Here is a 13634-nt window from a genome sequence, read left to right as displayed (position 1 = left end):
TCTTTCATTATTAAAATCAGACGATTGTCATGCGCTTACTAATGTCCTTGCCAACTATTTGTACTGTATGTATACGTATACTGATATGAAGTTGTACTAAGCGATTATATTAAATTAATAAAAATTCCATAAGAATCCCAAAAGAAAAAAGAGATTGCAAGTAACGTTCATGTACCTGCATCACTCTCTTTAGTTCTTGTCTGCTGACAATTTGAAATATGAATAAAGTGCTTTAAAAGCGGATTATGATTGTCTTTGCGGTAAGCGATAACCCATTCTGCATTAAGCTGTATTTGGTCCATATTTCGATAAGTTACATCCAAATTAAATAATTTTTTGGCTGAGGAAGGAACAAATGTAATACCAATTCCAGCACTGACTAAACCAATCACCATTTGGTATTCTGTAGCTTCCTGGACGATGTTGGGTTTGAAGCCCGCTTGCTCACAGAACTGAATAAAATCCATGTATAGAGTAGGCCATGCTTCTTTAGCTACAGTAATAATTGGTTCATCTTTTAAATCCTCAATCGTAATTGATTCCTTAGAAGTCAATGGGTGCTGCTTAGGCAAAGCTAAAACACAAGGGCTGCTTTGGGCGGTTTCGATATGCAAAGCTGTATGCTGTAAGGGAGGATGAAGTATACCAATATCAATGTTGCCCTTTAGTAGCTCCTCCTGCTGCCTAGACGAGGATATTTCACGTAACTCTATTTTTACAGATGGGAATTTTTTGCGGTATTCCCGGACAATCGGCGGCAGAAATTCATATGTAGCTGATCCGACAAAACCGATTACGAGATGGCCGTGCTCGCCTCGGGCCGTCCGCCGTGCCAGTTCAATTCCTTGTCCGATTTGCATCAATGCCATGCGGCAATGATTTAAAAAGATTTCTCCTGCTGCGGTAAGCTCGACAAATCGTTTTGTCCTTTTCAGAAGCGTCACCCCGACTTCTTCCTCCAGCTGTTTGATCTGCTGGCTGAGAGGAGGCTGCGTCATGTTCAGCCGTCGGGCAGCCTTTCCGAAATGAAGCTCTTCGGCTACCGCGATAAAGTATTGAAGATGGCGAAGCTCCATTAAATATGCATTCCTTTCCATAGGTTAATAATTCGTATTACATATTAATCATAAGGCGAATCGATATTGGAGGTCAATTTCCAAAGAGTGTATAGTGAAACGTATCACAAGTCATTTAAAATTTTACGTTAAAATGCATAATAAGGAGTGAGGGTGTTGACAAAAGCAACAAAAGAACAAAAATCCCTTGTGAAAAACAGAGGGGCGGAGCTTGTTGTTGATTGCTTAGTGGAGCAAGGTGTCACACATGTATTTGGCATTCCGGGTGCAAAAATTGATGCGGTATTCGATGCTTTACAAGATAGAGGACCTGAAATTATCGTTGCCCGGCACGAACAAAATGCAGCATTTATGGCGCAAGCAGTCGGCCGTTTAACTGGAAAACCGGGAGTCGTGTTAGTCACATCAGGGCCGGGTGCATCTAACTTGGCAACAGGTTTGCTGACAGCGAACACTGAAGGAGACCCTGTCGTTGCGCTTGCTGGAAACGTGATCCGTTCAGATCGTTTAAAACGGACACATCAATCTTTAGATAATGCGGCGCTATTTCAGCCGATTACAAAATACAGTGTAGAGGTTCAAGATGTAAAAAATATACCGGAAGCTGTTACAAATGCATTTAGGATAGCGTCAGCAGGGCAGGCTGGGGCCGCTTTTGTGAGCTTTCCGCAAGATGTTGTGAATGAAGTCACAAATACGAAAAACGTGCGCGCTGTTGCAGCGCCAAAACTCGGTCCTGCAGCAGATGATGCAATCAGTGCGGCCATCGCAAAAATCCAAACAGCAAAACTTCCTGTCGTTTTAGTCGGCATGAAAGGCGGCAGACCGGAAGCGATTAAAGCGGTTCGCAAGCTTTTGAAAAAGGTTCAGCTTCCATTTGTTGAAACATATCAGGCTGCCGGTACCCTTTCAAGAGATTTAGAGGATCAGTACTTCGGCCGGATCGGTTTATTCCGCAACCAGCCTGGCGATTTGCTGCTTGAGCAGGCGGATGTCGTTCTGACTATCGGCTATGACCCAATTGAATATGATCCGAAATTCTGGAATGTCAATGGAGACCGGACAATCATCCATTTAGACGAGATTATTGCTGACATTGACCATGCTTACCAGCCGGAACTTGAATTGATTGGTGACATTCCGTCCACGATCAATCATATCGAACACGATGCTGTAAAAGTGGACTTTGCAGAACGTGAGCAGAAAATCCTTTCTGATTTAAAACAATATATGCATGAGGGTGAGCAGGTGCCTGCAGATTGGAAATCAGACAGAGTGCATCCTCTTGAAATCGTTAAAGAATTGCGTAATGCAGTCGATGATCATGTTACAGTGACCTGTGACATCGGTTCACACGCGATTTGGATGTCACGTTATTTCCGCAGCTACGAGCCGTTAACATTAATGATCAGTAACGGTATGCAAACACTCGGCGTTGCGCTTCCTTGGGCAATCGGCGCTTCATTGGTGAAACCGGGAGAAAAAGTGGTTTCTGTCTCTGGTGACGGCGGTTTCTTATTCTCAGCAATGGAGTTAGAGACAGCAGTTCGACTAAACGCACCAATTGTACACATTGTATGGAACGACAGCACATATGACATGGTTGCATTCCAGCAATTGAAAAAATATAACCGTACATCTGCGGTCGATTTCGGAAATATCGATATCGTGAAATATGCGGAAAGCTTCGGGGCAACTGGCTTGCGCGTAGAATCACCAGACCAGCTGGCAGATGTTCTGCGTCAAGGCATGAACGCTGAAGGTCCTGTTATCATTGATGTCCCGGTTGACTATAGTGATAACATTAATTTAGCAAGTGACAAGCTTCCGAAAGAATTCGGGGAACTCATGAAAACGAAAGCTCTCTAGCACTCTGCGCATCACGACACTGTTTTATGAACAGCACTAATTAAAAGGAGTGAAGGGAAATATGAAACGCGAAAGCAACATTCAAGTGCTCCACCGCGGCCAAAAAGATCAGCCTGTGAGCCAGATTTATCAAGTATCAACAATGACTTCTCTATTAGACGGAGTATATGACGGGGATTTTGAACTGTCAGAGATTCCGAAATATGGGGACTTCGGTATCGGAACCTTTAACAAGCTTGACGGAGAGCTGATTGGGTTTGACGGGGAATTTTACCGTCTCCGCTCAGACGGAACCGCGACACCGGTCCAAAAAGGGGACCGTTCACCGTTCTGTTCATTTACATTCTTTACACCGGACATGACGCACAAAATTGATGCGAAAATGACACGTGAAGAATTTGAAAAAGAGATCAACAGCATTCTGCCAAGCAAAAACTTATTTTACGCAATCCGTATTGACGGACTGTTTAAAAAGGTGCAGACAAGAACGGTAGAATTGCAAGAAAAACCTTACGTGCCAATGGTTGAAGCGGTCAAAACACAGCCGATCTTCAACTTCGACAACGTGAGAGGAACGATCGTAGGTTTCTTGACACCAGCTTATGCAAACGGAATCGCCGTTTCTGGCTATCACCTGCACTTCATTGACGAAGGACGCAATTCAGGCGGACACGTTTTTGACTATGTGCTAGAGGATTGCACGGTTACGATTTCTCAAAAAATGAACATGAATCTCAGACTTCCGAACACAGCGGATTTCTTTAATGCGAATCTGGATAACCCTGATTTTGCGAAAGATATCGAAACAACTGAAGGAAGCCCTGAATAAAAGAAAAAAAGAAAGCCCCTTTTTGCAGGGCTTTCTTTTTATTTGGCTCTTTTCCTGATTTTAGATAAAATAACATCAAAACAGTAAGGGTGTGGTCTGATGAAAATATTGGTTTTGGCAGTTCATCCTCATATGGAGACGTCAGTTGTTAATAAGGCGTGGGCTGAAGAATTGAGCAAACATGACAATATCACAGTACGGGATCTTTATAAGGAATACCCGGATGAAGAAATAGATGTTGCGAAGGAACAGAAGCTGTGCGAGGAATACGATCGGATTGTCTTTCAATTCCCGCTATATTGGTACAGCTCTCCGCCGCTCTTGAAAAAATGGCAGGATCTTGTGCTGACTTACGGCTGGGCTTTTGGTTCAGAAGGAAATGCTTTGCATGGCAAGGAGCTGATGCTGGCTGTATCAACAGGAAGCGAAGCGGAAAAATATCAAGCCGGCGGCGCCAATCATTACTCGATCAGTGAGCTATTGAAACCATTTCAGGCCACGAGTAATCTGATCGGTATGAAGTATCTGCCTCCATATGTGTTCTATGGCGTGAATTATGCAACTTCAGAGGATATTTCTCTCAGTGCAAAACGATTAGCCGAATACATCCAGCAGCCTTTTGTTTAAAAGAAAGCCCTGCCCGACATGGCAGGGCTGTTTGTGATTAAAAATCCGGCAGTTCAGACAGGTTATTTTCCCTCGTGCCGTCCGGTTCACTTCGCAAAATGTCACGCCCGTATTTATGAAAGACATCAACATGAGCGAGCTTTCCTGCTTTTGCTTCTGACAGCGCTGTAGGGTAATCGAGCTCTCTTCCTGTATTGGTTTTCACTGCAATAATATTGTCTTCCTCATTTCTTCTAACCGCAATAATTTCTTCTTTTCCAGATGGAACATTTTCCTGATCGGCAGTTGTTTGCCGGGCTTTATACGATTCATATGCTGCTTCAAATTGATCCATATTTACACCTCCGCTTTTTAGCGTGAACAAAAATGTCGATGATCATGTAAGGTTTTGACACAGCATACGACAATATTTCCTGAGAAATATCTTGGGAATGTGACAAATCCATTCATAATAAAAGGGATTCCGCACAAATACGGAATCCCTCTCAGTTATTTTGTCATGTGTAAATCCTGTGTATTCATATAACCTGTCGCACCGCCGTAATCAACGAATACCCAATCAAAATCAAAACCGCCTTTATTCGTTTTACTCCAGCCTAAAAAAGAAACGCTTGTGTTTGCTGGGAGAGTCTTGATGCTCTTTCCGTCAGCGGATGTGTATACTTTCGTTTTTGTTTTGGTTTTTACTGTTGTTGCTGCTTTTACAATGTAATGAGTGGAGACAAAGCCTGTTTTTCCGTTTTTATAATGAACCTTTGCCCAGTCAGCATTTGAGAAGGAAATCAGCTTTAAGCTATCGCCTAAGTGCAGTGTATCGGCTTTCTGGCTTGATGCGGAAGCCTTCGTTCTGACATTTAGAGCCTCTGCTGACACCAAATAAGAATCAATCGGATAACTGTATAAATCGTCAATGCTTACAGTTGTTTCTGGCTGTTGAGCATGGATCGTGTCAGCGCCGCCTGCAGCAGCCGCAGTCATTCCAGCCGCAAGTGCTAAAGTTGAAAATATTTTTATTGGTTTGTTCATGTCGTTCCTCTCCTCACGTAAGAGAAATAATTCACTCTATATCCCTATTCACGTTATCGCAGGTTTCTAAACATGAAAAAGGATCAGATAAAAATCTGATCCTTGACTATTACTTTTGTGTTTCTAGTTTGAGAGGCGCGGATATTGATTTTTTTACTTTTTTTCCGTGCAAAATGTCATCTGCTGCTTCTGTAGCCAGTTTACCGATTAATTCAGGCTGCTGAGCGACTGTGGCTGATAGCTTTCCGTCTTTAATGGAAGCGAGCGCATCTTTATTGCCGTCAAAACCGATCACCAATATGTCTTTCCCCGAACTGTTAATTGCCTCGAGGGCACCGAGCGCCATTTCATCATTGTGAGCAAAAACAGCTTGGATATCAGGATGACCCTGCAACAGATTTTCCATGACTGTCAGGCCTTTGGTGCGGTCAAAGTCAGCTGATTGTTTTGTGACGACATTGAGCTTTTTGTCTGCGATGTGATGGAATCCGGAGCCGCGTTCCCGTGTGGCAGAGGCGCCAGGCACGCCTTCTAGCTCTGCTACCTTTGCTCCTTTTCCAAGTTTGTCGGCAATAAACGCCGCGGCCATTTCACCGCCTTTTATATTATCGGAAGCAACGAGAGTTTCAACTTTTCCTTGTTCGGCGGATCGATCGATTGTGACGACGGGCACACCGACTGCGTTTGCAGATTCTACTGCCGTTGAGATCGCCGAAGAATCAGTCGGGTTGATTAATAATGCATCAACGCCTTGCTGAATTAAATCTTCCACGTCACTTGTCTGTTTCGATGAATCATTTTGTGCATCCACAATGATCACTTTCATTCCCCGTTTTTCAGCTTCTTTTTCGATGCCCTTTTTTAATGAGACAAAAAAAGGATTATTAAGCGTTGAGACGGACAAGCCGATGGTGAATTCCTTTTTGTTCCCCGAGTTTGATGGCTTTGCCCATTGGGGAGGCTCAAGCGAACAGGCGGTTAACAAAAATAATGATAACGTTAAAATGACGGATACAGCCTTTTTCATGTAAAAACCCTCCTATGCTGACTTCTTGCGGTCTAACAATACCGCGATTAAGATAACAATCCCTTTGACAACCAGCTGATAAAATGATGAGACGCCAAGCAGATTAAGCCCGTTATTAAGTGTGCCGATGATCAGCACCCCGATTAACGTGCCGACAATGCGGCCGCGGCCGCCGGAAAGACTTGTCCCGCCTAAGACGACTGCCGCGATAGCATCAAGTTCGTACGATTCCCCGGCAGTCGGCTGGGCTGAATGCAGGCGGGAAGTCAATATGGCACCTGCAAGAGCGGACAAAAGTCCGGCTAAAGAATAGATTATCACTTTCACGCGTGTCACTTTGATGCCTGAAATGAGCGCGGCTTTTTCGTTGCCGCCGATAGCGTATGTTCGGCGTCCAAATGGTGTTTTATGAAGAAGCACCCAAAGGATGACAAAGGCAAGAACCATCGTAATTGCCGGTACAGGAATGCCTAAAAAGTAACCGCGTCCGAACATCTGAAAAGCGTAGGTTGTGCCAAGTCCGGTAATTGGATTTCCGTCAGTATACACAAGCGTCAGTCCGCGAAACACAGTCATAGTCGCAAGTGTGGCGATAAAGGGCGCCATTTTTCCTTTTGTGATCAATAATCCGTTGATCATGCCGAGCATGGCACCAATGATACAGCCAAGGATGATCGCGAGAACCGGATCAACACCGGATACAATCATTCCCGCAACTAAAGCGCTGGACAGAGCAAGAATAGCGCCGACAGAAAGATCAATGCCGCCTGTCAAAATCACAAACGTCATGCCGAACGCGATTAATCCGTTAATGGCGACCTGGCGAAGCAGGTTTAATATATTCAGCGGTTCAAGAAAGCTGGGATTTAAAATAGATACAATGATTACGAGAATAAATAAACCAAGAAACGGGCCGAGTTTTTGCATGACTCCGTCGAAGTGAATCCGTTTGTGTTCTGTTTGCAGTTGTTCCGTTTTCATATTACCGCCCTCCCGTGGCAAGTGTCATAATTCGTTCTTGTGTTGCTTCTCGCGCATCGATTTCTCCGCTGATTCTGCCTTCATGGATCACGATAATCCGATCGCTCATTCCGAGAATTTCCGGCAGCTCTGATGACACCATGATGATAGCGACGCCGCGTTCGGTCAGCTCATTCATCAGCGTATAAATCTCTCGTTTGGCTCCAACATCCACACCTCTGGTTGGCTCATCCAAGATAAGCACTTTCGGTCCGATGCCGATCCACTTGGCTATCACCACTTTTTGCTGGTTTCCACCTGACAAATGGCGTGCGTGCGTTTCCGGTGATGCTGTTTTGATAGTCAGGCGTTTGATTAACAGATCGACAAATTCAGCCTCCCGCTTGTGATCAATCAGACCCTTTGGTGAAAAGCTGGACAGATTGGGCAGGGCAATATTCTCGCGAATCGAGGTGTCGAGCAGAAGCCCTTCATCCTTGCGGTTCTCTGTAATAAAGCCGAGTCCTTTTTTCACCGCTTCCTGCGGGTTCTTAATAGCTGTCTTTTTCCCAGCGATCCATATCTCACCCGTGTCCAGCCTGTCAACGCCGAACAGCGCTCTCATCATTTCTGTCCGGCCGGCTCCCATTAATCCTGATACACCGACGATCTCACCGGAACGAACATAAAAGCTGACATCTTCAAACCTCCCTTTTATAGAGGCATTTTTCACTTCAAATACTTTGTCACCGAGAGAAGGAGCGCGTTTTGGATATCGTTCAGTCAGCTCCCGTCCGACCATTTTTTTGACGACGTCATCAAAATCAGTTTCTGAGATGTTTGTTGTATCCACCGTTTTTCCGTCACGCATGATGGTAATTCTGTCGCAAATCGCAAAAATTTCTTCCATGCGATGAGAAATATAGACAATGGAGACGCCGTTCTTTTTTAATGCTGTAATGACCTCAAAGAGCTTGCTGATTTCTCGTTCGGTCAAAGCAGCGGTCGGCTCATCCATAATGATCACTTCGGCATTTGTCATAAGCGCTTTTGCGATTTCAATCATTTGCTGCTGTCCAACAGAACATTCACCAGCTTCTTGATCTAGCGAAAGAGAGACAGAGAGTTTATCAAATTGCTCTTTTGCTAGCGCTTTCATTTTTCTTGTTTGTAAAACGCCCAGCTTGGAGGATATCTCCTTACCGATAAATAGATTCTCCAGAACAGTCATTTCCGGCCAGATATTCAATTCCTGATGGATAAAGGCTATCCCATGCTGTTCCGCTTCTTTTGGATTGGAAAAGTACGTTTCGTTTCCATTTATGCTGATTTGGCCTTGATCCGATTTGTGCAGGCCTGTCAGAATGTTCATAAGCGTGGACTTGCCAGCGCCGTTTTCTCCCATTAACGCGTGAACCTCGCCAGGTAAGAGCTGAAAGGAAACGCCTGATAGCACCTGGTTTTTTCCAAATGCTTTATGAATGTCTTTCATTTCAATCTGCATGTTTTCTCCTCCTTTCTAGAAAAGCACACCCGCCTGCAGGATGCAGTTGGCATATGGTGTAAATTCACCCGTTCTTATGATGGCTTTTGCTTCTTTTGTCAGCAGCTTAAACTCCTCGTGCGAAAGGTATTCAATCTTTTGTTTAGAGAAAAGATTTTCTAGAAATCTCGCATTCTCTTGATTAGATGTTTTTATTTCAGCTGCGGCAATGACTTTTTCGACGACCATCTCGTCAGCGAGCACTGCCGCTGTATCTTGGAAAGCCGGGAGACCCGGCTTTAATGAAAGATCAATTTTCAAAACGCCGTCAGGGACCGGCAATCCGGCATCTGCAATGACAACTTTATCAGTGTGGCCAAGGTCAGCTAAAAGCTTGGCAAGATGGCTGTTTAGTATACCGTGTTTTTTCATGACAGCAGCTCCTCTACTTCATTTCTTGTCGGCATGCCGCCTTGGGCACCGAAGGAACAGACAGAAAGGGAAGCTGCACGATTGGCAAACCGCAATGCAGCTTCAATGTCTTTTCCTTCAGCCAGAGCCACGGCAAACGCTGCGTTAAACGTATCACCGGCTCCGGTTGTATCCACGGGCTCAACAGGGAAGGACGGGATGAGCACCTCTTTGCTGCCAGCTGAATAGCGGACGCCTTGTTTTCCTTCTGTAATAAAGAGTTTTGCCGGATAAAGCGCCAGAGCTTCAGAAATGGTAAGCTCAGGGAATAAGAGCGAAGCCTCGTGTTCATTCGGCGTGAGATAGGTGGCGTGATCAATTGTTTCTTGCTTCAGCGGGCGGGCCGGTGCCGGGTTTAGCATGATCGGGATATCGTGGGAATGGCAGTATTTGCACACCTCATCAACCGTTTCCTCTGGGATTTCCTGCTGAATCAGGACCATATCGACCTTTTCAATCTGTTCAAGCGCATGTATCGCATACGCTGGAGTGATGTCATCGTTCGCGCCTTTGACAACGACAATGCTGTTATCACCTTCAGCAAGCACAATGTGGGCGGTTCCGCTTTCTTTGTGTGTAACCGGTTCCATATAGTCAATGCGAACACCGTTTGCTTTTAAGTTATTCAAAATAGCTGTTCCATAATGATCGTCTCCAACCTTCCCGACCATAAATACTTGAGCCCCAAGTCTTGCTGCGGCAACCGCCTGATTTGCTCCTTTGCCGCCCGGCACAGTTTGAAACGACGTGCCAAGAACCGTTTCACCGGCTTTTGGGCGTTTGTCCGAGGTGACCACTAAATCCATAGAACAACTTCCAATCACACAAATATTACGCATCATCATCTTCCTTTCTTGTCGTCTTTCTTCCTATATAGGTGACAGGCATTTGAATGGCCGTTTCTGCCAGCGGCTGTTTTTTGATGATACGCAAAAGCAGTCTGGCTGCTTCTTTCCCCATATCATATGATGGCTGTTTAATTGTAGACAGTGGCGGGAACAGCAGCTCGCTTTGCGGAATGTCATCATAGCCGATAATTTGAATGTCCTCCGGCACTTTTTTTCCGCGCCGCAATGCTTCATGTAAAACTGCAGCGGCTTGAATATCGTTACTCGCGATCACACCGTCTGTCGCTGGATAAGCGGCAAACAGCTTTTCCGCCATTGATTGTGCATCTTGAATAGAAAACGAAGCCGTCTCAATCACCTGAAAATCAACTTCAGCCTGCTGTAAGATTTCCAAAGCGCCGTTAAAGCGGTCCTGAGCGGTCGGCAGGTGAGCGGGGCCTCTCAAGAGCGTAATGCGCCGGCTTTTTCCGTTAATAATAGCTTCGGCGGCTAACTTTCCTCCTGTAAAGCCATCACTGGACACAGAAGGGGCCCCTTCAAGAGTTCTGTCCAGAAAAACGACCGGATAATTCATGCCGCTGTATTCCTCAAGATCCGGGTAATTCGTTGCGGCAATAATGCCTGCAACATGGTTTTGCTTAAATGTTTGAAGGTACTCAAGTTCCTTTTTCAATTCCTCGTCACTGTTGCCGAAAATAAGGCGATAGCCCTCCTGGTTCAATTCATCCTCCGCACCGCGGGCAAGCTGGGGGAAGAAAGGGTTTGTGATATCCGGGAGCAAAAGTCCGATCAGCCGGGATTCTCTTTTATATAAAGATCTGGCGACTTCATTCGGGTAATAGTTCAGCTTCTCCATCGCCGCTATGACACGGGTTCGCGTTTCTTCGTGTACATAGCCGTTATCATTCAGGACGCGGGAAACCGTCGCAACTGAAACGCCCGCCGCTCCGGCGACATCTTTAATTGTAGCCAAAACAGCTCCTCCTCGTTTATGTAACCGTTTACATAGATAGATTATCATGGGTGATCCGAAGTTGGCAATAAAAATATCAAAAGAAATCTATTTGTAAATTGTATATATAATTGAAAAATTTAAGGTTTTCACTCTTTTTTTGACAAAGTCTTCACAAATATGGATGAAGATTTCTTGAACAAATATTAAGTTTTATTAAAATTGTTTCAATGTCATGCGTTTAGACCTGTAAATGAAAAGAAACAGGAAAGACTATCAGCCCAGAAAATGTTTAATTATGTTAGAGAATTCGGACTCGTAAATTTAGCGTTTTCATCTTGGAACTCCTTAGTCATTTTGGAATGGGCCTCATATTGCTTATTCCATGCAGAAAGGATGACATTATGACCTTATCCTTAAGAAACAGGATCAAACTATTTTGTGTTCATAAGAACCGGAAACATGCATGAGAGCGGGAGAAGTTTGATAATACAGGCTGAAAAAAAGATTGATTTGAAATGCATATTAAATTTAAACAGCAGGCTGTGACTATACGTACAGAAGGATATCAGAAGAAAAATGAAAGCGCATTCCTTTTGATTTTTAAAAAAAGAGATAAGGTATAAGTCCTGCTGTTTACCAAAAATAGAAAACAGTTTGTAGGTATAAAATCTCTTTCAAAAGAGAATTTTGGCTTAGTCGATGAGGGGAGATTATGTTACATAATGCCGATTGAGAATTCATAGTGATTCTATATACTGATGAATGAATTTACAACAATATAGAAGGAGATGTCGAAAAGCAATGTGGTTACTCATTATAGCCTGTGCTGTCATACTGGTCATCGGAATATTAGAAAAACGACGACATCAGAAAAACATTGATGCCCTCCCTGTTCGGGTGAATATTAACGGCATCCGAGGAAAATCGACTGTGACAAGGCTGACAACCGGAATATTAATAGAAGCCGGTTACAAGACTGTTGGAAAAACAACAGGTACAGATGCAAGAATGATTTACTGGGACACACCGGAGGAAAAGCCGATTAAACGGAAACCACAGGGGCCGAATATCGGAGAGCAAAAAGAAGTCATGAGAGAAACTGTAGAAAGAGGGGCTAACGCGATTGTCAGTGAGTGCATGGCTGTTAACCCGGATTATCAAATCATCTTTCAGGAAGAACTTCTGCAGGCCAATATCGGCGTCATTGTTAACGTTTTAGAGGATCATATGGATGTCATGGGGCCGACGCTGGATGAAATTGCGGAAGCGTTTACCGCTACTATTCCTTATAATGGCCATCTTGTCATTACAGATAGTGAATATACCGAGTTCTTTAAACAAAAAGCAAAAGAACGAAACACAAAAGTCATCATTGCTGATAACTCAAAAATTACAGATGAATATTTACGTAAATTTGAATACATGGTATTCCCTGATAACGCTTCTCTGGCCTTGGGTGTGGCTCAAGCACTCGGCATTGATGAAGAAACAGCATTTAAGGGAATGCTGAATGCGCCGCCAGATCCGGGAGCAATGAGAATTCTTCCGTTGATCAGTCCGAGCGAGCCTGGGCACTTTGTTAATGGGTTTGCCGCAAACGACGCTTCTTCTACTTTGAATATATGGAAACGTGTAAAAGAAATCGGTTACCCGACCGATGATCCGATCATCATCATGAACTGCCGCGCAGACCGTGTCGATCGGACACAGCAATTCGCAAATGACGTATTGCCTTATATTGAAGCAAGTGAACTGATCTTAATCGGTGAAACAACAGAACCGATCGTAAAAGCCTATGAAGAAGGCAAAATTCCTGCAGACAAACTGCATGATCTAGAGTATAAGTCAACAGATGAAATTATGGAATTATTAAAGAAAAGAATGCACAATCGTGTCATATATGGCGTCGGCAATATTCATGGTGCCGCAGAGCCTTTAATTGAAAAAATCCACGAATACAAGGTTAAGCAGCTCGTAAGCTAGGGGGAAATGCAGACATGTTCGGATCAGATTTATACATCGCACTCATTTTAGGTGTACTACTCAGTTTAATTTTCGCGGAAAAAACAGGGATCGTGCCGGCAGGACTGGTTGTACCGGGATATTTAGGACTTGTGTTTAATCAGCCGGTCTTTATTTTACTTGTTTTGCTAGTGAGCTTGCTCACGTATGTCATTGTGAAATACGGTTTATCCAAATTTATGATTTTGTACGGACGCAGAAAATTCGCTGCCATGCTGATAACAGGGATCGTACTGAAAATCGCATTTGATTTTCTATACCCGATTGTACCATTTGAAATCGCAGAATTTCGAGGAATCGGCATCATCGTGCCAGGTTTAATTGCCAATACCATTCAGAAACAAGGTTTAACGATTACGTTCGGAAGCACGCTGCTATTGAGCGGAGCGACCTTTGCTATCATGTTTGTTTACTACTTAATTTAATGTAAGGTGTGTCAAA

Annotated in this window: 14 protein-coding genes; 5 read left to right on the top strand and 9 right to left on the bottom strand. The window is 44.1% G+C overall.

What is annotated here, in order from left to right; genetic code table 11:
- Positions 1 to 167: 167 nt before the first annotated feature.
- Positions 168 to 1076, bottom strand: a complete 909-nt coding sequence (gene alsR, locus JQX68_RS18425) for an acetoin biosynthesis transcriptional regulator AlsR (protein WP_147772617.1) — start codon at positions 1074 to 1076, stop codon at positions 168 to 170.
- 156 nt (positions 1077 to 1232) lie between these two features.
- Between alsR and alsS the strand changes: the two genes are divergently transcribed.
- The 3 genes from alsS to JQX68_RS18410 all read left to right on the top strand — a co-directional run bounded on the left by alsS (position 1233) and on the right by JQX68_RS18410 (position 4401).
- Complete coding sequence (alsS, locus tag JQX68_RS18420; RefSeq protein ID WP_040081612.1) at positions 1233 to 2945, top strand: acetolactate synthase AlsS; 1713 nt, start codon at positions 1233 to 1235, stop codon at positions 2943 to 2945.
- 61 nt (positions 2946 to 3006) lie between these two features.
- Positions 3007 to 3774 (top strand): acetolactate decarboxylase, encoded by a 768-nt coding sequence (gene budA, locus JQX68_RS18415; protein WP_014665621.1) that lies wholly within the window; start codon positions 3007 to 3009, stop codon positions 3772 to 3774.
- A gap of 99 nt (positions 3775 to 3873) precedes the next feature.
- Positions 3874 to 4401, top strand: coding sequence for an NAD(P)H-dependent oxidoreductase (locus JQX68_RS18410; RefSeq protein ID WP_147772616.1), 528 nt, complete (start codon positions 3874 to 3876; stop codon positions 4399 to 4401).
- A gap of 37 nt (positions 4402 to 4438) precedes the next feature.
- Here JQX68_RS18410 and JQX68_RS18405 read toward each other — a convergent pair whose 3' ends face one another.
- The 8 genes from JQX68_RS18405 to JQX68_RS18370 all read right to left on the bottom strand — a co-directional run bounded on the left by JQX68_RS18405 (position 4439) and on the right by JQX68_RS18370 (position 11189).
- Positions 4439 to 4735 carry a DUF3892 domain-containing protein gene (locus JQX68_RS18405; protein WP_147772615.1) on the bottom strand — a complete coding sequence of 99 codons (297 nt, stop codon included), beginning with the start codon at positions 4733 to 4735 and terminating at the stop codon, positions 4439 to 4441.
- Positions 4736 to 4890: 155 nt separating this feature from the next.
- On the bottom strand, positions 4891 to 5427 hold the full coding sequence (locus JQX68_RS18400) for an SH3 domain-containing protein (RefSeq protein WP_147772614.1): 537 nt from the start codon (positions 5425 to 5427) through the stop codon (positions 4891 to 4893).
- A 109-nt stretch (positions 5428 to 5536) separates the two neighbouring features.
- On the bottom strand, positions 5537 to 6454 hold the full coding sequence (rbsB, locus tag JQX68_RS18395; protein ID WP_069150446.1) for a ribose ABC transporter substrate-binding protein RbsB: 918 nt from the start codon (positions 6452 to 6454) through the stop codon (positions 5537 to 5539).
- A 12-nt stretch (positions 6455 to 6466) separates the two neighbouring features.
- Complete coding sequence (gene rbsC / locus JQX68_RS18390) at positions 6467 to 7435, bottom strand: ribose ABC transporter permease RbsC (protein ID WP_147772613.1); 969 nt, start codon at positions 7433 to 7435, stop codon at positions 6467 to 6469.
- A 1-nt stretch (position 7436) separates the two neighbouring features.
- Positions 7437 to 8918, bottom strand: a complete 1482-nt coding sequence (gene rbsA / locus JQX68_RS18385) for a ribose ABC transporter ATP-binding protein RbsA (RefSeq protein ID WP_147772612.1) — start codon at positions 8916 to 8918, stop codon at positions 7437 to 7439.
- A 15-nt stretch (positions 8919 to 8933) separates the two neighbouring features.
- Positions 8934 to 9329: a D-ribose pyranase gene (rbsD, locus tag JQX68_RS18380; RefSeq protein WP_014665613.1), complete on the bottom strand. Its 396-nt coding sequence runs from the start codon at positions 9327 to 9329 to the stop codon at positions 8934 to 8936.
- Positions 9326 to 10207 (bottom strand): ribokinase, encoded by an 882-nt coding sequence (rbsK, locus tag JQX68_RS18375; protein WP_041521433.1) that lies wholly within the window; start codon positions 10205 to 10207, stop codon positions 9326 to 9328. Before rbsK ends, rbsD begins: the two co-directional genes overlap by 4 nt.
- A complete protein-coding gene (locus JQX68_RS18370) occupies positions 10200 to 11189 on the bottom strand; it encodes a LacI family DNA-binding transcriptional regulator (RefSeq protein WP_147772611.1) in 990 nt (329 codons plus the stop codon). The genes rbsK and JQX68_RS18370 overlap by 8 nt, the downstream gene beginning before the upstream one ends.
- A gap of 783 nt (positions 11190 to 11972) precedes the next feature.
- Here JQX68_RS18370 and pgsB point away from each other — a divergent pair.
- Together pgsB and pgsC are read left to right on the top strand one after the other, a co-directional pair.
- The gene (gene pgsB, locus JQX68_RS18365) at positions 11973 to 13154 is read left to right on the top strand and encodes a poly-gamma-glutamate synthase PgsB (protein ID WP_003227883.1); all 1182 of its coding nucleotides are present in this window, start codon (positions 11973 to 11975) and stop codon (positions 13152 to 13154) included.
- Between the two features lie 14 nt (positions 13155 to 13168).
- On the top strand, positions 13169 to 13618 hold the full coding sequence (pgsC, locus tag JQX68_RS18360; RefSeq protein ID WP_003227889.1) for a poly-gamma-glutamate biosynthesis protein PgsC: 450 nt from the start codon (positions 13169 to 13171) through the stop codon (positions 13616 to 13618).
- The last annotated feature ends 16 nt before the right edge of the window (positions 13619 to 13634 follow it).

The organism is Bacillus sp. LJBS06 (genome assembly GCF_016924995.1).
Taxonomy (GTDB): domain Bacteria; phylum Bacillota; class Bacilli; order Bacillales; family Bacillaceae; genus Bacillus; species Bacillus stercoris.
The sequence above is the reverse complement of the archived record's forward strand: the minus strand, read 5'-3'. Positions and strand labels throughout refer to the sequence as shown.